At 35.8% G+C, this 18,967-nt stretch carries 17 protein-coding genes; 12 read left to right on the forward strand and 5 right to left on the reverse strand.

Annotated features, from left to right (window positions below; translation table 11 throughout):
* The first annotated feature begins 258 nt into the window (after window positions 1–258).
* Genes CRN91_RS00440 through CRN91_RS00465 form a run of 6 tightly spaced genes read left to right on the forward strand, consistent with a single transcriptional unit; the run spans window position 259 to window position 5,607 of the window.
* Entirely contained in the window at window positions 259–540 is a 282-nt protein-coding gene (locus tag CRN91_RS00440) for a UxaA family hydrolase (protein WP_114114497.1), read from the forward strand.
* The gene (locus CRN91_RS00445; RefSeq protein WP_114114498.1) at window positions 540–1,709 is read left to right on the forward strand and encodes a UxaA family hydrolase; all 1,170 of its coding nucleotides are present in this window, start codon (window positions 540–542) and stop codon (window positions 1,707–1,709) included. Before CRN91_RS00440 ends, CRN91_RS00445 begins: the two co-directional genes overlap by 1 nt.
* A 30-nt stretch (window positions 1,710–1,739) precedes the next feature.
* A complete protein-coding gene (gene hisD / locus CRN91_RS00450) occupies window positions 1,740–3,044 on the forward strand; it encodes a histidinol dehydrogenase (RefSeq protein WP_114114499.1) in 1,305 nt (434 codons plus the stop codon).
* A gap of 3 nt (window positions 3,045–3,047) precedes the next feature.
* Window positions 3,048–3,809, forward strand: coding sequence for an SDR family NAD(P)-dependent oxidoreductase (locus tag CRN91_RS00455; protein ID WP_114114500.1), 762 nt, complete (start codon window positions 3,048–3,050; stop codon window positions 3,807–3,809).
* Window positions 3,806–4,816, forward strand: coding sequence for an alcohol dehydrogenase catalytic domain-containing protein (locus CRN91_RS00460; RefSeq protein WP_114114501.1), 1,011 nt, complete (start codon window positions 3,806–3,808; stop codon window positions 4,814–4,816). The genes CRN91_RS00455 and CRN91_RS00460 overlap by 4 nt, the downstream gene beginning before the upstream one ends.
* A gap of 17 nt (window positions 4,817–4,833) precedes the next feature.
* Window positions 4,834–5,607, forward strand: coding sequence for a GntR family transcriptional regulator (locus CRN91_RS00465; RefSeq protein ID WP_114114502.1), 774 nt, complete (start codon window positions 4,834–4,836; stop codon window positions 5,605–5,607).
* A gap of 57 nt (window positions 5,608–5,664) precedes the next feature.
* Here CRN91_RS00465 and CRN91_RS00470 read toward each other — a convergent pair whose 3' ends face one another.
* The 3 genes from CRN91_RS00470 to CRN91_RS00480 form a co-directional block, all read right to left on the reverse strand.
* The gene (locus CRN91_RS00470) at window positions 5,665–6,990 is read right to left on the reverse strand and encodes a TRAP transporter large permease (RefSeq protein ID WP_114114503.1); all 1,326 of its coding nucleotides are present in this window, start codon (window positions 6,988–6,990) and stop codon (window positions 5,665–5,667) included.
* Window positions 6,987–7,595: a TRAP transporter small permease subunit gene (locus tag CRN91_RS00475; RefSeq protein WP_114114504.1), complete on the reverse strand. Its 609-nt coding sequence runs from the start codon at window positions 7,593–7,595 to the stop codon at window positions 6,987–6,989. Before CRN91_RS00475 ends, CRN91_RS00470 begins: the two co-directional genes overlap by 4 nt.
* A 202-nt stretch (window positions 7,596–7,797) precedes the next feature.
* On the reverse strand, window positions 7,798–8,886 hold the full coding sequence (locus CRN91_RS00480; protein WP_114114505.1) for a TRAP transporter substrate-binding protein: 1,089 nt from the start codon (window positions 8,884–8,886) through the stop codon (window positions 7,798–7,800).
* Between the two features lie 220 nt (window positions 8,887–9,106).
* Between CRN91_RS00480 and CRN91_RS00485 the strand changes: the two genes are divergently transcribed.
* Together CRN91_RS00485 and CRN91_RS00490 are read left to right on the forward strand one after the other, a co-directional pair.
* The gene (locus tag CRN91_RS00485) at window positions 9,107–10,726 is read left to right on the forward strand and encodes a GMC family oxidoreductase (RefSeq protein ID WP_114114506.1); all 1,620 of its coding nucleotides are present in this window, start codon (window positions 9,107–9,109) and stop codon (window positions 10,724–10,726) included.
* A gap of 41 nt (window positions 10,727–10,767) precedes the next feature.
* Window positions 10,768–11,865 carry a YhgE/Pip domain-containing protein gene (locus CRN91_RS00490; protein ID WP_114114507.1) on the forward strand — a complete coding sequence of 366 codons (1,098 nt, stop codon included), beginning with the start codon at window positions 10,768–10,770 and terminating at the stop codon, window positions 11,863–11,865.
* Here CRN91_RS00490 and CRN91_RS00495 read toward each other — a convergent pair whose 3' ends face one another.
* Complete coding sequence (locus CRN91_RS00495) at window positions 11,866–12,690, reverse strand: DUF6279 family lipoprotein (RefSeq protein WP_114114508.1); 825 nt, start codon at window positions 12,688–12,690, stop codon at window positions 11,866–11,868.
* A gap of 134 nt (window positions 12,691–12,824) precedes the next feature.
* Between CRN91_RS00495 and CRN91_RS00500 the strand changes: the two genes are divergently transcribed.
* From CRN91_RS00500 to CRN91_RS00515, 4 genes are all read left to right on the forward strand, one after another.
* Window positions 12,825–13,874 carry a 3-deoxy-7-phosphoheptulonate synthase gene (locus CRN91_RS00500; protein ID WP_114114509.1) on the forward strand — a complete coding sequence of 350 codons (1,050 nt, stop codon included), beginning with the start codon at window positions 12,825–12,827 and terminating at the stop codon, window positions 13,872–13,874.
* Window positions 13,875–14,094: 220 nt separating this feature from the next.
* Window positions 14,095–15,651 carry a trimethylamine methyltransferase family protein gene (locus CRN91_RS00505; protein ID WP_114114510.1) on the forward strand — a complete coding sequence of 519 codons (1,557 nt, stop codon included), beginning with the start codon at window positions 14,095–14,097 and terminating at the stop codon, window positions 15,649–15,651.
* Window positions 15,652–15,663: 12 nt separating this feature from the next.
* Window positions 15,664–18,081, forward strand: coding sequence for a GcvT family protein (locus CRN91_RS00510; protein WP_114114511.1), 2,418 nt, complete (start codon window positions 15,664–15,666; stop codon window positions 18,079–18,081).
* A 57-nt stretch (window positions 18,082–18,138) separates the two neighbouring features.
* Window positions 18,139–18,330, forward strand: a complete 192-nt coding sequence (locus CRN91_RS00515; protein ID WP_114114512.1) for a DUF1289 domain-containing protein — start codon at window positions 18,139–18,141, stop codon at window positions 18,328–18,330.
* Window positions 18,331–18,341: 11 nt separating this feature from the next.
* On the opposite strand, the gene CRN91_RS00520 is transcribed toward CRN91_RS00515, so the two are convergent.
* Window positions 18,342–18,950 carry a LysE family translocator gene (locus CRN91_RS00520; RefSeq protein WP_114114513.1) on the reverse strand — a complete coding sequence of 203 codons (609 nt, stop codon included), beginning with the start codon at window positions 18,948–18,950 and terminating at the stop codon, window positions 18,342–18,344.
* Window positions 18,951–18,967: the final 17 nt, after the last annotated feature.

Below are 18,967 nucleotides of genomic sequence, written 5' to 3' on the forward strand. Positions count from 1 at the left end.
AAAAGCTAGTATTATTTTTTTCATAATTTTTTTTTGATATAAATATAATGTCTATATTAAGGTTATTTTAAGTTGAGTGCCAATTATCTTTTTTTAATAGAGCATAGATAAAATATGCCTACAAAGATGAACTAAATAACGTTATTTTTCATTATTTTGAAGAATTAAAATTCATATATATGATATAATATATGTCTTATTAAATCTTATTTTAAGATTTATTCAGAATTTTTTAAAAATTACGAAAGAGGAGAGCAAATGATTCAATTTATTGTTCATGATGAAGATGATTCCGTTGGAGTTGTTACTGTTGAAGGTGTAAAGGCAAACGATACTCTTAGTGGCTGGATAATGGATCAGGATGTTTTGATAGATATCAAAATTAATCAAGATATTCCTATTGGTCATAAATTAGCTATTAAGGATCTAAATGAAGATGATACTGTCATCAAGTATGGTGTAGATATTGGAAGAACAATTTCAAAGATTGCTATTGGTGATCATCTGCATGTCCATAATGTTAAAACAAAGAGGTGGTAATGATAGATTTAAATCAAAAAATATATGGTTATAGGCGTGATAATAATAGGGTTGGGATTCGTAATTATGTCGTAATTCTCCCAGTTGATGATATTTCAAATGCTGCCTGTGAAGCAGTAAGTAATAACATCAAAGGAACAATTGCCCTTCCTCATCCATACGGAAGACTTCAGTTTGGTGAAGATCTTGATCTTCATTTTAGAACCATGATTGGAACAGGATCCAATCCCAATGTTGCTGCTGTTGTTGTAATAGGTATTGAGCCAGATTGGACTCAAAAAATTGTTGATGGCATTGCAACAACTGGTAAACCAGTTCAAGGCTTCTCTATTGAAAAGAAAGGAGATATTCAAACGATTGCTGATGCCTCTAAAGCTGCTTATGATATGGTCCATTACGCAACTGGACTTCAAAGAGAGCCTTGTGATATAAATGAGATATGGGTATCAACGAAATGTGGTGAGTCAGATACGACTTCAGGATTTGGAGCAAACCCAACAGTGGGTAATGCATTTGATAAACTCTATGAAAAAGATAGCACGCTTCTATTTGGTGAAACCTCAGAGATTACAGGTGGTGAACATTTAGTTAAAGCAAGATGCGCAAATGATGCTGTTGCTGATCAGTTTATGTTTATGTTTAATCGTTACCAAGATATGATTGAACGTTTTAAAACTGATGACTTATCTGATTCGCAGCCAACCAAAGGTAATATTGAAGGGGGGTTAACAACAATCGAAGAAAAGGCGTTAGGCAACATTACAAAAATTGGTAAAAAATGTCTCGTTGATGGTGTGCTAGATAAGGCGGAGATGCCAACGAGTAAGGGTTTATGGTTTATGGATTCTTCTTCTGCAGCTGCAGAAATGGTTACATTATGTGCAGCCTCCGGTTATGTGGCTCACTTATTCCCTACTGGCCAAGGAAACATTATTGGAAATCCAATCTTGCCTGTTATTAAGGTGTGTGCGAATCCAAGGACTGTGAGAACTATGTCAGAGCATGTTGATGTAGATGTTACTGCTTTATTAAAGCGTGATATCAATATGGACCAAGCTGGTGATATGCTTCTTGAGTCACTTATCCACACCTCTAATGGCAGAATGACTGCAGCAGAAATATTGGGACATCAAGAGTTCGTTTTGACGCGCCTTTATGAAAGCGCATAAATTTAAAATTTTACTAAATAAATACATTATATGAAATACTTAAAAAAGGCTGATAAAACAGCTGAATCAAATGTACTTGAAGCACAAAAGGTAGTCCATGATATGCTGGCTAACATCAATAAAAATGGTGAGCAAGCTGTTAGAGATTACGCTGAAAAATTAGATTCATGGACGGGTGGTATACTTCTAACAGATTCTGAAATTGATGAAATCATATCTGATGTCCCACAAAATGTTAAAGATGATATTGATTTTGCATGTCAGCAGGTATACACATTTGCAAAAGCTCAGCGCGATTCAATAGAGGAGTTCCATACTAAAAATAATGGCGTTGAAGCTGGCCAAAGATTATTACCTGTTAACGTAGCTGGGTGCTATGTTCCAACTGGAAGGTACGCTCATATTGCTTCGGCATACATGAGTATTGCTACTGCTAAAGCTGCTGGTGTGCCATGTATTATTGCTTGCTCGACCCCTTTCAAAGGTAAGAGTATCCATCCATATGTTTTATACGCAATGAAAGCTGCTGGTGCTGATTACATGATGACTCTTGGTGGAGTTCAGGCAATTGCTAGCATGGCTTATGGTTTATTTACTGGCAAGAAAGCAGACATTATAGTTGGACCTGGAAACAAGTTTGTTGCTGAAGCCAAAAGAACTTTATTTGGTGAGGTTGGAATTGATGTTTTTGCAGGACCATCAGAAGTTGCAGTTATTGCAGATGAAAACGCAGATCCAGATGTCGTTGCTATTGATTTAGTTGGTCAAATGGAGCATGGACACGAATCTCCTGGCTGGCTTTTCACAACTTCAGAAGCACTTGCTGAAAAAGTAATGGATCTTATTCCAGAGTATATTGAAAAACTTCCTCCAACAGCCCAAGATGCAGCTTTCTGCGCTTGGAGAGATTATGGGGAAGTCATCCTTTGTGATTCTAAAGAAGAAGTAGTTAAGATTTCTGATGAATATGCAGCCGAACATCTTGAGGTCCAATGTAAGGATCTTGATTGGTGGCTAGAGAACTTAACTTGCTATGGTTCTTTGTTTTTAGGAGAGGAAACTACTGTTACCTTTGGTGATAAAGCCTCAGGGCCAAACCATATTCTGCCAACAAAGGCAGCAGGGCGATATTCAGGTGGACTGTCAGCTCACAAGTTCTTGAAAGTTTTAACTTGGCAACGCATGGACCGTGAATCAACACGTCAAATTGCTCAAGCATCATCTAGAATTTCAAGATTGGAGGGAATGGAGGGTCATGCAAGAGCCTCTGATGTCAGACTTTCTAAATACTTCCCTGATGAATCTTTTGATCTTGGTGCCCCAGTATTGGAGTAAATCATGAACTTATCAGAATTTTCTCTTGAAAATAAAGTAGCTCTGATAACTGGTGGTTCTAGTGGGATAGGTAAAATGATGGCACTTGCACTTGCAAAAGCAGGGGCATTTGTCTGGATTGCTAGCAGCAGGGATAATGCTGATGAAACACTTCAAGAGTTAAAAGATCAAGGCTCTGATGGGCGATTCATTCAGGCTGATGTCACTTCAAGTGAGGCTCTTAAAGATATTGTTTCTCTTATTAACCGAGAATCTGATCAAATTGATATTTTAGTAAATGCTGCAGGAATTAACTTGAGAACTCCAGCCCAAGATCTCACGCTTGATGAATGGCAAAAAACAATAGATATTAATTTAACAGCGCCTTTTCATCTAAGTCAGCTTGTGGCCAAATCCATGAAAAAAAATAATTGGGGTAGAATCATAAACATTGCCTCTCTTCAGTCTCTAAGAGCATTTGATAACAGCATTCCTTATGGTGCAAGTAAAGGGGGAATAATGCAACTTACACGTGCATTAGCTCAAGCTTATTCTAAAGATGGAATATTAGTAAATGCTATTGCTCCAGGATTCTTTAGAACTAACTTAACAGAATCATTATTTCAAGACCCTGATAAATTAAAAACTCTAGCGGATAAAACAATGATGGGTCGTAATGGGGAAGAAAAAGATATATTTGGAATTAGCGTTTTTTTATGTAGTGAAGCTAATTCATATGTAACTGGTCAAACTATTTTTCTTGATGGAGGATTTTCAGCGGCATGATAGATAAGATGCAGGCGGTGGTTTATACTGCACCCCAAGAAATGACTTTTATTAATGACTATCACTCTAATCAAGTTGATCGTGATGATGATGTGTTATTAAGTATTCAAGCTGTTGGTATTTGTGGCTCAGATATGCATGCCTATCATGGAAAAGACCCTCGAAGAAATCCTGGACTTATATTAGGGCATGAATTTTGTGGGGAAATAGTTGATGGTCCAGATAAAGGTCAAAAAGTAACAGGTAATCCCTTAATTACCTGTGGTAAGTGTGAGTATTGTCTTCAAGGAAGAGATAACTTATGCAGTGATAGAGATATGATTGGTATGAGCAGACAAGGTGCGTTTGCTCAATATATGACAATCCCAAAACAGTGTTTAGTTCATGCACCTAATACAATGAATTCAAATCATGTTGCCCTAACTGAACCAGCTGCAACTGTTGTGCATGCTGTTAACCTTGCAATTGAAAACTCCTTTAAGCCAATAAGTGAATGCCATACTTTAGTCATTGGTGCTGGAGCAATTGGACTTTTAACTGCCCTATTATTAAAATCTTATGGTGTCAAAATGAAAGTTTTAGAAACAAATTTAGCTCGTCATCCATGTGTTCAAGATCATGTTGGAGTAAAAGCTGTCAACCCCCTAGCTGAGACAATTGATGAAAATGCTTTTGATGTAGTAATAGATTGCGTTGGAAGTGAAAAAACTAACGCACTATCTATTTCATCTGTTAAGGCAGGTGGCACAGTTGTTAATGTAGGACTTTTGAGTTGGACAAGCAGCATTGACATCCGAAAAATAACTCTTCAAGAGGTAAAATTAGTGGGTTGTTACACATATAATATGGAGGACTTTAAGTCTGCTTTAACTTTTATAGAAAATGGATCTTTTGGAGATCTATCGTGGATTGAAGAGATGCCATTATCAGAAACGGATGCAGCTTTTAAAAGTCTTCATAATGGTACAATGGCCTCAGCAAAGGTTATCCTTAAGCCACATTTTTAATTTTAAATAAATCAAATATGAGTATTACTGATCTTAAATTTGACATAGATAGAGACAGTAAGACTCCTATGTGGCTTCAAATTAGAAATGAATTATTTAATTGCCTTTATCGAGATGAACTCAGGCCGGGGCAACTTATTCCAAATGAAAAAACTTTAGTAGAACTTTTTAATGTCTCAATTGGAACTATTAGAAAAGCAATTGGGGTTTTAGAAAAGGAAGGTATTCTGATTCGTAAACAAGGGCTTGGTACCTTTGTTTTTCAGCATGATAATAATAGCTTTCTTTTTGAATATTTTCATTTTGGATTAAATGGAAGTGAGGAAAAAAAGAGTCCTGATGTTGAAATGATTTCTTTTGGTGTTAAAAAAGCAAATAAAGCTGAATCTGAAGCTCTAAAAATCTCTTCAGGTGGCCATGTTCTTCAAATCTACAACAAACTAGGGCTTAATAATAAGTTTTATATTGTTGATAAAATTGTCATTTCTCAAGCTAAATTTCCCTCATTAACAGAGGAGATGTTTAAGAATAGAACTAATACAGTCTATAACCTTTATCAAAATAAATTTAATATTTTTATTACAAACTGTTCTGAAAAAATCAAAGCTATTTCTTCAAATGAAAAAATTTCTGGACTTTTGAATATTGATTTAAATTCACCGATTCTCAAAATAAATCGTATTGGTCACACTTACCATAATGAGATCATTGAACTCCGAACATCATATGTACATACAAGTGATATCGAGTACATACAATCTCAAAATAGTACTTTTGGTGAAACAATCTAGCTAAAAAAATTTATCTTTAGCTGTCAACCTTTTAGATATATTGTAGTTTTTATGAAACTAATTTATATTCCCATAAAGGTAGGTTGGTAACCATAGTACAATTTGTGGGAAGATAATAATTAGGGCTAACCCAACAACTTGAATAGCCATAAATTGCATCATACCTCTATAGATATCTGATAAATCCCAATCTGGTGCAACCCCCTTGAGAAAGTAGGCAGACAATGCAACAGGCGGCGAAAGCCAAGCCGTCTGAAGATTCACAGCGACAAGAATACCAAACCAAGTTAAGTTGAATCCTAATTGTTCAATTAGAGGCAAAATAATTGGAATAATAATAAGCACGATTGGTACCCACTCCAATGGCCAGGCTAATAAGAATATTAAAGCCATAACTATAAGAAGTATTGCTGTTGGTGGAAGATCTAACAACATCAATGCCTCTGTGATCATAGTTGGTGTTCCCAAACGTGAAAACACTGCGCCAAAAAAGTTTGAAGCACAAACTAAAACCATAATTAATGTAGTAATTTCAAGCGTCTTTAATAAGGCCTGCTGAAAAACTTTAAAATTTAATTTTCGGTAAGCTAATGTTAAAAATATTGCACCAACTGCTCCCATTCCAGCTCCTTCCGTAGGGGTAGCAAGCCCAAATAATATACTTCCTAATGAAGAGCCAACCAAAAGAACAGGGGGAACGAGTCCCTTAGCAAACTCAATCCAAACTTCTTTCATAGAATCAGGTATTAGTTCCTCAGGAACAACAGGACCCAATGATGGGTTTAAATGACATCTAATCAGTGTATACCCTGTATAAAGTGCAGCCAACATTAGACCTGGAACAATCGCAGCTGCAAATAAATCAGTCACTGGGACATTCAGGATAGGACCCATAACAACCAACATAATACTTGGGGGTATTAATATTCCTAACGTTCCTCCAGCTGTAATTGTACCTGCAGCTAACTGGACATCATATCCCGCTCTATTCATTGTCTTAGCAGACATAATCCCCAGAATAGTAACCGATGCTCCAACAATACCTGTTGCAGCTCCAAAAATTACCGAAACGAAAAGAACAGCAACAAATAAAGATCCTTTAGTTCGAGCAAGCGCCATCTGGACAGATGTAAATAATCTTTCCATCAGGTTAGCCTTCTCCATGAGTATTCCCATAAAGGTAAATAATGGGATTGCTGCCAGGGCCTGTTCAAGCATACTGCCAGAAAACTGAAAGGTCATTAAATAGAAAACAAGATCACCAAAGCCAAGATAGCCAAAAACAACACCTAAGAAAATAAGGGTAAATGAAATTGGAAAACCAATAAATATGGCAAATAGCATTGTTAGAATTAGTATTATGCCTAGAATTTCTGGAGTCATGGCCATCTCCTATTTCTAACTGCATAGATGCATTTAAGTGTCTCTGAAATACCTTGAATTATTAGTAAAACAAGGCCTATAAATAGAATACTCTTGATTGGATACATGATTGGCATCCATGAAGTATCCATACCCCTTTCCATTATCGACCAAGACTTGTAAGCATATTTATAACATGCCCATGAAGCACCAATAAGTCCAGGAAAATAAAATAATATGTAAAGCGTTAAGTCTATTGTTGCTTGAGTTTTAACAGACCAATTTCGATACATAAAGTCTGCTCGAATATGGACACCTTTTGATAGTGCATAACCTGCACCGAGCATAAACATTGCTCCAGCACCCATTCTACTTATGTCATATGCCCAGACAGTTGGAGAGCCAAAAAAATGTCTTCCAACTACTTCAATAAACATGGCAACAAATACTGGAACAGTTAGCCAACATGCAACCTGTCCTATTCTAAGGCTAAAAAGATCAATACCTAGAATAGTTTTTGCCATAATTTTTGGCATATCATCAGGCATAACTCCAGTATAGGATCTGCCTTCAGCAATCATTTCGTCAGTAATATCTAATTCACCAACCTCTTCCTTATCCGACATAATATGTACCTAAAAAAATTATTAAAAATCTTAAATCATTGTAACAAAACTAAAGAGTCAAAAAAATACTCAATAGAAGAATATTAATAATTCAATAAGAAAAGACAATATTGAGTTCTATAAAGCTCTCTTATTGTCAAAAAAAAGTTGCCAACAGTTTTCACTATTGGCAACTTAAGTTTACAAGTCTTACGATTTATCTTTACTTCAAAGTCTTAGCAAAAGCAAGGCCTAACTTAGCGTTAGACGATTGAGCTCCTGACCAGAAAGGTACTGCTTTTTCAGCAAAATCTCTCTGTGATGCCCAAACCTCAGCAAAGAATGCATTATCGTCAGCGTTCTTTTGAAGAGTTGCATTCGCAGCAGCCATAAACTCTACGAAGTAGTCATCAGGAGTATCCATTAGTTGAACACCCTGCTCTAGCAAATCAGCCATAGCAATTCCATTTGCGTAGATACGGTTAGACATAGAATCAAGTCTTGCCGCTCTTGCAGCAACATGGATAGCATGCTGGTCACGAGCAGAGATCTTATCCCAAACGTCACCATTGATATACATATCAGCATTCACAACATTCTGATGAAGTCCTTGCAAGTAGTAGTACTTAAGAACTTTTTGGAAGCCAAAGTCTCTATCAGGCTCTGGACAGCACCACTCTGCTGCGTCAATAACTCCTTTTTCAAGTGCAGGCAAAATATCAGGGCCACCCATAGCTACAGCTGCGACACCAATATCAATATAGGTTTGACCTGGGATTCCTGGAGGAGCACGGAATCTAAGTTTACGGAAGTCATCCATACTGTTGATAGGCTCTTTAAACCAACCTAGTGCTTCTGGACCAACTGGTTGAAGCATCAAACCATGAACATTCAAATCCATCTCATCCCATAGCTGATCATATAACTCTTTACCACCAGCACTGTGGAACCAAGAAAGCCAAGCGATATTATCAATACCAAGGCCAGCTCCAGCAATTGGTGAACCAAACAGCATTGCCGCTGGGTGCTTACCAGACCAGTAGTGAGTCCATGCAAATCCACCATCAATTAGACCAGCGTCTACAGCATCGATAAGGTCAGAGTTTGGCACAACAGAACCTCCAGGGAGGACTTCCATCGTTACTCTACCATCAGTCAATGCAGCAACATCTTCTGCAAAATCTCTAACATAGCCAACTTCACTACCAGTAGAGTTTAATACAGATTGAATTTTTAAATTAACAGCCATAGCACTTGAGCTAGCAGCAAGTAATGCTATAGATGTCAAAAAAACAACTTTATTTTTAAACATAAAATCTCCTTTAATTATCGAACAAATATTTCTTTTTTTGATATTGCAATAGAGAGCAGTAAACACCAAACTAAGCAATTAATCAAAATCCAGTATACATCAATTGATATATATGTTTATATCTATTTATAAAAAAAAGAAGGCTATTAAGATATATAATCTGACACATAGATATCCCCTTTTGATATTCCTTTAAATTTAATAATTTGCTAAAAATAAAATGAGTAGGACATACGACTTCATCATAATTGGTGCAGGATCAGCTGGCTGCCTAATAGCCAATAGACTTTCTGAGAATCCTAGTAATAGTGTTTTGTTAATTGAAGCTGGAAGAAAAGATAATAATCTTTGGCTACATATTCCAGTGGGTTATTTTAAAACTATGAATAATCCAAAATTTGATTGGATGTTCAAGCTCGAAAAAGATAAAGGTGTAAATAATCGACGAATCGATTGGCCAAGAGGTAAAGTCTTAGGAGGGTCAAGTGCACTTAATGGCTTACTCTACATAAGAGGTGACAGGCATGACTATGATAACTGGAAAGATTTAGGTAATGAAGGCTGGAGTTATAAAGATGTATTACCTTACTTTAAAAAATTTGAATGTCAGGAGAATGGTAGTAATGAATACCATGGTGTTGATGGTGAGCTAAAGGTTTCAAATTTAAGACTTAAAAGAAAGATAGCTGATCTTTTTATAAAAGCATCGGAAGAAATAGGTATCCCAAATAATCCAGACTGCAATGGAGAAAATCAGGAAGGTGTTGGTTACTTTCAGCAAACATCATTCAAAGGTTTTAGAAGGAGCTCTTATCGGTCATTTTTAAATAAGAAAATAAGGAATAGAAAAAATCTAACAATAATTACCAATACTCAAGTTAGTAAAGTCCTTTTTAAAAATAAAAAAGCTATTGGGGTTCAGTGTATTGAAAGTAATACTAATAAAGATCGAAATATTTATGCAAACTCTGAAGTAATTATTTCTGCAGGCTCTATTAGCTCTCCACAAATACTTCAACTCTCTGGGATTGGCGACGAACAGCATTTAAAACGGCTTGGAATAAATGTTATCCATAATAATCCAGCTGTTGGAAAGAATCTTCAGGACCATTTACAAGTTCGAATGGTTTTTAAAACAAATACAAGGACACTTAATGATGAATTAAATACTTGGTGGAAAAAAGCTTTAATTGGCTTACAGTATATGCTCTTTAGAACAGGTCCATTAACGCTCAGTGCGAGCCAAGTCTATGCATTTACTAATACTTCTTTAGACGGCTCAAGGCCCAATATCCAATTCCACATGCAGCCATTAAGTGCTGATAAGCCGGGTGATGGTGTTCACCCCTTTTCAGCATTCACAATGTCTATTTGTAACCTTCGTCCTGAAAGCAGAGGTGAGGTAAAGATCAACTCTTCTGATCCAACTCAACTGCCAAAGATTATTCCTAACTATCTTTCTACTGATAGTGACAAAAAAATTGCAATTGACTCCATAAAGGTAGCCAGAAAAATTGCTGATGCGGACTCATTAAAGAAATATATTCTAGAAGAATATGTTCCTGGCCCAGCTTTTGAATCTGACGAAGAACTTCTTGAAGCTGCTAAAAATAATAGTCAAAGCATTTATCACCCTGTTGGAACCTGCAAAATGGGTAATGATATTGATAGTGTAGTTGATGAAAAACTTAAGGTTCATGGGGTCTCTGGTCTAAGAGTTGTAGATGCTTCAATAATGCCTGAACTTGTTTCAGGAAATACGAATGCACCTACTATGATGATTGCAGAAAAAGCTTCAGAAATGATTCTTGCTGATTACGATCTAAGTTTGACTAAGTAGACGTATTTGTGTATTGTTAATTCTATTTTAAATTCAATTTAATGCCCTCCTCAATTTCGCAATTTCGTCGCAGTGAACTCTTCAAACCTGCAATTATAGTACCCATCGTAATTATGCTATTTTTCTCAATATTTAATTTGACGGCACCTTCAGATCCAGCCAGAATTGCATATGCCTTTGAGTTAGGAGTTGTCAATAAGGATATCGGCCCTTCATTACCTCTAGTTTCTAATCAAGCAATTAAAACCTTATCTAAATCACTTCCTTTTAAGCTAACTATTATTAAAGATTCTGAGACTGCAAGAGAGGCTCTTTCAAGAGGAGAGATTGCTTCAGTAATTACCTTTCCAAAGAACTTTTCTCAGCTTGCACTTAGTGACGAAAAATTAAATATTGAAATCTTAAATTCACAGCACCTAACAATATCTGAGACTCAGATATCTAGTCAGCTCCCAGGTACTATTCAGATGGCTCTTTCTACTTTTATAGCTAACCTAAGATTAGCAAAATCCAATAATCAGGCGCCTGTTTCAGGAATGTTGGTCAATACTAATATAGAAACGCTTTATTCCGCGAAGAGTTTAGCTTCTGTTCCCTCGCCCTTTGTTATGAGTTTTACAAGTTGGCTCGCTTCAATGGTAGGTTCAATTCTTCTATTCCTTGCAACGAAACAGATGCCCCTATTAAATCGCGCATATTTGAGAACCTTAATTCCAATAATGGTTATGGGTTCTGCAAGCCTAGTTTTAGCTATTGTTATTACTTTAACAACACTTCAATGGGAGTCGTTTTTAATGGCCTGGCTTAGCGTATGGCTAGTCAGTGTTTGTTTGTCATGGTTATTTCTTGGCGTCTTTGAAATTATTGGTCTTGCGGCTTTATTAATTATTCTTCCTGTAGTTCAGTATCAGTCAGTACTTAGTGGCTCGATGATGCCTGTAAGTGCCGCACCAGAATGGTTAGAATTAATTGGTAACTCAGTGCCTTTTGATGCAATAGGTGGAGCCTATAGAGCGGTTATCTTTGGCTCTGATGGCAACCTTCCTTTTACTTGGTTATTAGGTGCTGCATTAATTGGCCTTTTCTTAAGTTGGGGCTCTGCAATATTTAAAGGTCGTATGAAAAGAACCTGGAAATAACTATATTTGTTCAATCAAATTACTAATATCAGTTCTATATCGCACTAGTTGATCACGAAGTTTTTTATTTTGTTTCTCTGAACGAGAGTTTAATATTTCAGCAATTAACTGATGCGTTATATTAATATTATGAGAATATTTGATTCGATAATTTTGTGATTCTAAATTATCTCTATTTGTTATCCCATTTAACCTTTCCTCCCAGTCATTTTCTCTCTGAAGTATTAAGGAAAGATTATTAATAAGAGCCTTACGATTTTCTAACCATTCATTATCTGATCTATACATATTTTCACTAGCAGTTCTTAAAAGAACTAACTGATCTTTATTTAATGAGCCCATAAACCTACCTAAGTTTTTTCGAAATCTATTTACAACATCTTTTTGATAGGTTTGATCATTTCGGTTTAGATATTTATTTTCATTTTCAATTGTTTTTCGTTTCATTACATTAAGGAATTGTTTAATCTGTTCATCTGATAGATCCTTAGCTAATGGAGTTAACCATGATAGAATTTGCTGTTCAGTTCGAAACCATGAATTTTCAATATCTTGGGTAATTAAGGCAATATCTTCAGCTTTTACTTCATTATCTAGAAGACCCTCTAAACTGTAAATTATTTCTACATACTTTGGTAACTCTTGAGTACGGTGCCATTTAAAAAAAGGAATTAAACGCTCATTTAAGCTTTGTTTTTGTTCACTAGTAAAATCGACATAACTTGCTAGATACCATGGCAATAAAAAATCAATCCGATTATAGACAAATGTTGTTGAGGAACATCCAGTTAGGAATAATAAGGCAATTAAAGCTAATTTTTTCATAATTACGTCAAATATAATTGAATATCAATAAAACTTTTTTAAAAGCCTAAATTCTATTACTTTCTACATAGAGGGTATAAATAAATAAAACTATGTTTAAATTAATACTTATATAGACTAATTAACCAATTTAAATGAAGAACCAAATTCACAATAAAAACATTGAAGAAGAAGTAACTATTACAACCCCTATTAACTTAAGGGGGAAAATTCCTCTCAGTGACGATGGTGCTGACAATATTTTAACGAGTCGTAAAACTATAGATGATATTTTTTTAAAAAAAGACTCTAGATTGATTGTGATTGTTGGTCCATGCTCAATTCATCATATTGGAGCTGCAAAAGAATATGCACTTAAACTAAAGTCTCTACAAAATGAAGTCAAGAACTCCATTTATTTAGTAATGAGGGTTTATTTTGAAAAGCCAAGAACAACAGTTGGCTGGAAAGGTTTAATTAGTGATCCTGATATGGATAACTCTCTTGATGTTGACAAGGGTCTTCATCAAGGTCGAGAGCTTCTAGTTTGGCTAGCTGAAAATGAAATACCAGCTGCAACAGAAGCACTCAATCCTATTACTCCTCAATATTTGGCTGATTTAATTTCTTGGTGTGCAATTGGTGCAAGAACAACAGAGTCTCAGACTCATCGAGAAATGTCGAGTGGGCTTTCAATGACAGTTGGCTTTAAAAATGGCACTGATGGAAATATAGATATGGCAATTAATGCCATTAAAGCTTGCTCATCGCCTCAAAGTTTTTTAGGTATTAATGATAAGGGGCAGATTGCAACATTTAAAGCAAAAGGAAATAAATCCTCTCATCTAATACTTAGAGGTGGAAAAAAACCTAACTATCATATTGATGACATTAAAGAATGTGAAGTACTCCTGAAAAAAAATGGACTAGCTGAAAGGATAATGGTTGATTGCTCTCATGACAATTCAAATCAAGATTATAGAAACCAAGGAAAAGTTATTGAAGAGATTACTAAACAATTAGTGTCAGGCAATAAATCAATTTTTGGGCTAATGTTAGAAAGTAATCTTTTTTCTGGTAAGCAAAAAATATTGGAAAATCAAGATGATATGGATTATGGTGTTTCTGTTACAGATGGGTGCATAGATTGGGAAGAAACTCAAAAAATAATCAAAAAATTAGCTCAAAAAATATCTTCACCTTAATCTTAGCAACAAATTTATAAGATTAATAGTCAAGAACTTCAAGGTGGCCATCTGGAATTATAAAAGGGGCTCAATTTCACTTTAAAAGCGGAATGGATGTCTAATTAAGAACTATAAAATTACCTTTATATAGCTGCTTTAAACCTCTTACAAAAAAATAATTGACAGTGATTTGATTTAGTATCAAAATGTGGCTTATAGTTAAACTCAAATCATTGTTATGTCTAGAAGAAAATCTGGTGGTAGGGAAGCAAGAATAGCTGAAAGAAGTGCGCCCCTTAAGGAAGAAGAAAAACCAGTTAAACCAGGTGAGATTGGTGGAAGATATAAGCCGCTAAGTGATAAGCAAGTTTTATCAATAGAAGCTAATATTTATCGTATATTAGAAGAAATTGGTTTTGGTGATGCTACTCCTCATTGTATTGAGAAGTGTGTTGCGTTTGGAGCTATTCTTGGTGATGATGGAAGATTAAGAATGCCAAGAGAAGTTGTAGAGAAAGCCATGGGTCTTTCTCAACAAAGTCTTACTCTTCATGCTCAAAATCCAAAATATGATTTAGACCTTAGTGGATCAAGGGTTCACTTTTCAACGGCGGGGGCTGCAGTGCTTATTGCTGACCCTGAAAATAATGAGTACAGAGAATCTGAAAGTCAAGACCTATTTGATATGGCAAGAATTGCTGACAAATGTGAACATATTCATATGTTTCAAAGAACTTGTGTACTAAGAGATATTGCTAGTCCTCGTGAAATGGATCAAAACTCAGTTTATTGTATTGCAATGGGGACTGAAAAACATGTTGGTGCAAGCTTTACAGAGTCAGATCATGTTACTGATGCGCTTGAGATGCTTCATATTATTGCTGGTAGTGAAGAAAAATGGCGTGAAAGACCTTTTTTAAGTATGAGTAATTGTCATGTTGTTCCTCCAATGAAATTTGCAGAGGAATCTTTAGAATGTGTTCGTGTAGGTGTTGAGGGTGGTATGCCAATATTACTTCTATCAGCAGGTCAGGCAGGTGCAACTGCACCGCCACTTCTACCAGGAGTTGTATCACAAGCATGGGCTGAATGTCTTGGTGGTCTGGTCTATGTCAATGCAATTAAACCTGGGGCGCCTGCGATTCTTGGAACTTGGCCTTTTGTATCTGACCTTCGAACTGGTTCTATGTGTGGTGGCTCTCCAGAACAAGGATTAATTTCTGCCGCTTGTGCGCAAATGGGTAACTTCTTAGACCTTCCAACTGGAACACCTGCAGGTATGACAGATTCTAAATTCCCTGATTTTCAGGCTGGCTCTGAAAGAGCGTCAACTCACACAGTAACTGCAATAGCGGGTGCAAATATAGTATATGAATCTGCAGGGATGTACGCAAGCCTTTTAGGCACATGTCCAGAAAGTTTGTTACTAGATAATGATTTATTAGGTGCATCTATGAGAATGACTAAGGGCTTTAGTGATGATAGCGAAGAGTCTCTTTGTTTTGAAACAATTAAAGATGTTTGTTTAAATGATAAAGCTCACTACTTAGGTTCAGACCAGACAATTAATGTTATGCAAAGTGAATATATATACCCTGACTTGAGTGATAGAGATAGCCCTAATGATTGGGCAGATATGGGTAAGCCTATAATACTTGAAAAAGCAATTCAACAAAAAAAAGAGATTCTTTCTGAACACTTTCCAGATCATGTTAGTGATGATATTGATAAAAAAATACGCGAAAAATTTAATATTAAATTAAGCAGAAAAGATATTGGAAGAAAACCTCTTTAAAGAAAAATTAATATGAAATCACATGCTCAAGTAGTAATTATTGGTGGAGGCTCACTTGGTGTAAACCTTATGTATCACCTTACCCAAGAAGGATGGACAGATATTGTTCTTGTAGAAAAAGGTGAGCTTACTAGTGGCTCTACTTGGCATGCTGCTGGGTTATGTCCAAATTTTAATGGTAATCACACCTTATCTAGTATTCATGAATATACAATTAAATTGTATGATGAAATCCTACCTAAAGAAACTGGACTATCTTCTTCTTTTCACAAAACAGGTTCACTAAGAGTTGGACATGATGAAGTTGAACATCAATGGTTTACCAATATTCTTAGTAGAGCAAACCATATTGGTTGTGAAATGCACTTTGTATCAAAGGAAGAGGCTTCGGTCATTAATCCAATGATGAATTTTGATAATGCAAAAAGCATTTTATACACGCCAAATGATGGTCATGTTGACCCAACAACTGTTGTAACTCAGCTTGCACAACTTAGTAAAAAAGCAGGCGCTGAAGTTAGTAACTTTAATCGAGTAATTGATATTAATATTCTTCCAACTGGGGAATATGAAGTTATTACTGAATTAGGTAATATCATTGCTCAGCATGTTGTTAATGCTGGTGGCTGCTTCTCACCTCAAGTTGGAGCTATGGTAGGCTCATATGTTCCATTAGTGAATCTTCAACATCAATATTTAATTACTGATAGCCATCCTGATATTGCTGCTCTTACAAAAGAACTTCCTGTAACCAGAGACTCTATTGCAGCCTCATATATTCGACAGGAAGGGAGTGGGATATTAATTGGCCCATATGAAACCAGAGGCTCTAAACCATGGGGACTAGACGGAGTTGATTGGTCATTTGACAGAGAACTATTTGAAGGTGATTTAGATAGACTAATGCCTTGGTTAGAAAGATGCATGGACATTTTTCCCTTATTTAAAGAAGTTGGGATTAGTACTGTAATAAACGGACTAATTACTCATACGCCTGATGATAATCTCTTAGTGGGTCCTGCCAAAGGGTTAAGAAATTTTTGGAATCTCTGTGGTGCAAGTATTGGAATTGCCCAGGGTGGTATTGGTAAGTATTTAGCACAATGGATGGTCCATGGGCAAACAGAACTTAATATGGCTTCACTTGATAGCCGTCGATTTGATCATTGGGCTGATAAAACTTACTGCACAACCAGAGCAATTGAATCTTATGAAAGAATGTACTCAATGGCAGCTCCAAATGAAAATCGTCCTCATGGAAGACCCATTAGAGTTAGTGCACTGCATACATTATTAAGTCAAAAAGGCGCCATTCATACTGTCAATACTGGCTTTGAAAAACCCTCTTGGTTTGCAACAGATGGTACTAGAAATGAAACTCTAACTTGGGGTCATAGTGAAGCACATGAGGTAGTTGCTCAAGAATGTGCTGCTGTTCAAAAATCATGTGGCATTACTGATATTAGTGGAACAGCTAAATTTCGTATCACAGGGAAAGATGCATTTAAATTTTTAGATCATTTATCTTGTAATAAGCTTCCCTCCAAGGATGGAAGAATAGGCTTGACTCTTTTCCATGCTCCAAATGGAGGCATTATGGCTGAACAAACTATTAGTAGAATTGATAAAGAAAATTTTCTATTAATGGGTGCAATTGGATCAGAAGTAAAAGATTATCAGTGGCTTGAATGGCATTCAGATGATTATGATGTCGTGATAGAAAACTTAACTGAAAGTTGGGGTGGTCTCCTTTTAACTGGGCCAAATGCTCGAAAAATTTTAAGTCAATGCACGCAAGAGGATCTTAGTAATAGTGCATTTTCATGGCTAAGCTGTAAAACAATTAAAATAGATTCAGCCTCTGTTTTTGCCATGAGAGTATCCTACGCTGGTGAGCTTGGTTGGGAGCTTCACATGCCAACATGGCAACTTATCTCAATATATGAGTCTTTAATGGAGATGGGTGAGGAATTTGGGTTAAAAGATTTTGGTGGCCTGGCATTTAATAGTATGCGTTTAGAAAAAATGTACAGAGCTTATGGAGCGGAATTTACAGAAGAAATTTCTGCACTTGAAGCTGGAATGGAAAGATTCCTCGACCTTGATAGAAACTTTATTGGTGCTGATAATATTCGAGAGCGCCTCTCTATGGGAGTCAAAACTAAGTTAGCTTTCCTTATTTTTGATGATCAAATTCCAGCAGAATGCTTTGGCAATGAAGCAGTATTTGACGGTGATAATTTAAGTGGCATTATAACTAGTGGTGCCTATGGATATAGAGTTGGCCACAGTATTGCTTTCGCGTACTTAAAGCCAAATCTATGCATAGAAGGCTCTAAACTTAGAGTTGAAACTTCACTTGGAAGTCGAAATTGTCATGTAAGTATCGATCCTGCTTATGATAAGACTAATGAAAAACTTCGCTCATAATTTTACAACTGCACTAAAATACTCTACAAAATTATATTGCAAATCTAAATATTTCTAATGAATGAACAAACCCGACTAAAGCAAATGAAGAGCCCTTGCATAAGTATTTGCAAATACAATAAGAATAACTTCTGTATCGGTTGCAAAAGACACATGAATGAAATATTTGATTGGTTTGATTTTACTGATGATATGAGAACTGCTATTATGAAAGATTTAGAAAGTCGAGATATTGATACTAAGCCTTAGTAATCAAAAATTTAGAAATAGAATAGACTTAAACCAACACCAATCATTATTATTCCAAAAATCCTATTCACCCTCAAGGCCATTTTTGGACTACTTATTAGTTGCCTTAATTTTTTTCCAAGAACGCCAATAAAAACTAAACCAAATAATAGTGAAATCGCAACTGTAGCTATAATTTTCAGTCCATAAGATAAGCTTACTTGATTAAGATCAATCAAAGATGGAAGGACTGATAGGTAGAAAATCATCACCTTTGGATTAGTTCCTGCTAAAAGGAAACCAGTCAATAATTCTCTCAAATGGGATTGAGCTGAAATATCATTATCCATAGTGAATTTGCCAGCAGTCCATTGGGAGTAGCCCAAATAAAATAAATAGCAGGCTCCAAAATACTGGACAGCATTTGTAATAGGAGTAATCAAGTTAGCAATTGCATTTAAAGAAAAAATGACGATTGTTAGATAAGACAAATCGCCTAAAGTCATGCCAATTGAAAAGAATATTGCTGAAGTTAGGCCTTTTGAAGTAGAAATAGAGAGAAGTGCAAGAGTCCCTGGACCGGGGGTTACTGCAAAAATAAAAAGGGTAAAGCCAAGAACTATAAAAATATTTATTTCCATAATATATTATTACTCAT

The organism is Candidatus Thioglobus sp. NP1, assembly GCF_003326015.1.
Taxonomy (GTDB): Bacteria; Pseudomonadota; Gammaproteobacteria; order PS1; family Pseudothioglobaceae; genus Pseudothioglobus; species Pseudothioglobus singularis_A.

Bases quoted from the DNA above. Each gene is read 5' to 3' on its own strand.
- CRN91_RS00440 (WP_114114497.1), top strand. From the start codon at position 259: ATGATTCAATTTATTGTTCATGATGAAGATGATTCCGTTGGAGTTGTT.
- CRN91_RS00445 (WP_114114498.1), top strand. From the start codon at position 540: ATGATAGATTTAAATCAAAAAATATATGGTTATAGGCGTGATAATAAT.
- hisD (WP_114114499.1), top strand. From the start codon at position 1,740: ATGAAATACTTAAAAAAGGCTGATAAAACAGCTGAATCAAATGTACTT.
- CRN91_RS00455 (WP_114114500.1), top strand. From the start codon at position 3,048: ATGAACTTATCAGAATTTTCTCTTGAAAATAAAGTAGCTCTGATAACT.
- CRN91_RS00460 (WP_114114501.1), top strand. From the start codon at position 3,806: ATGATAGATAAGATGCAGGCGGTGGTTTATACTGCACCCCAAGAAATG.
- CRN91_RS00465 (WP_114114502.1), top strand. From the start codon at position 4,834: ATGAGTATTACTGATCTTAAATTTGACATAGATAGAGACAGTAAGACT.
- CRN91_RS00470 (WP_114114503.1), bottom strand. From the start codon at position 6,990: ATGACTCCAGAAATTCTAGGCATAATACTAATTCTAACAATGCTATTT.
- CRN91_RS00475 (WP_114114504.1), bottom strand. From the start codon at position 7,595: ATGTCGGATAAGGAAGAGGTTGGTGAATTAGATATTACTGACGAAATG.
- CRN91_RS00480 (WP_114114505.1), bottom strand. From the start codon at position 8,886: ATGTTTAAAAATAAAGTTGTTTTTTTGACATCTATAGCATTACTTGCT.
- CRN91_RS00485 (WP_114114506.1), top strand. From the start codon at position 9,107: ATGAGTAGGACATACGACTTCATCATAATTGGTGCAGGATCAGCTGGC.
- CRN91_RS00490 (WP_114114507.1), top strand. From the start codon at position 10,768: ATGCCCTCCTCAATTTCGCAATTTCGTCGCAGTGAACTCTTCAAACCT.
- CRN91_RS00495 (WP_114114508.1), bottom strand. From the start codon at position 12,690: ATGAAAAAATTAGCTTTAATTGCCTTATTATTCCTAACTGGATGTTCC.
- CRN91_RS00500 (WP_114114509.1), top strand. From the start codon at position 12,825: ATGAAGAACCAAATTCACAATAAAAACATTGAAGAAGAAGTAACTATT.
- CRN91_RS00505 (WP_114114510.1), top strand. From the start codon at position 14,095: ATGTCTAGAAGAAAATCTGGTGGTAGGGAAGCAAGAATAGCTGAAAGA.
- CRN91_RS00510 (WP_114114511.1), top strand. From the start codon at position 15,664: ATGAAATCACATGCTCAAGTAGTAATTATTGGTGGAGGCTCACTTGGT.
- CRN91_RS00515 (WP_114114512.1), top strand. From the start codon at position 18,139: ATGAATGAACAAACCCGACTAAAGCAAATGAAGAGCCCTTGCATAAGT.
- CRN91_RS00520 (WP_114114513.1), bottom strand. From the start codon at position 18,950: ATGGAAATAAATATTTTTATAGTTCTTGGCTTTACCCTTTTTATTTTT.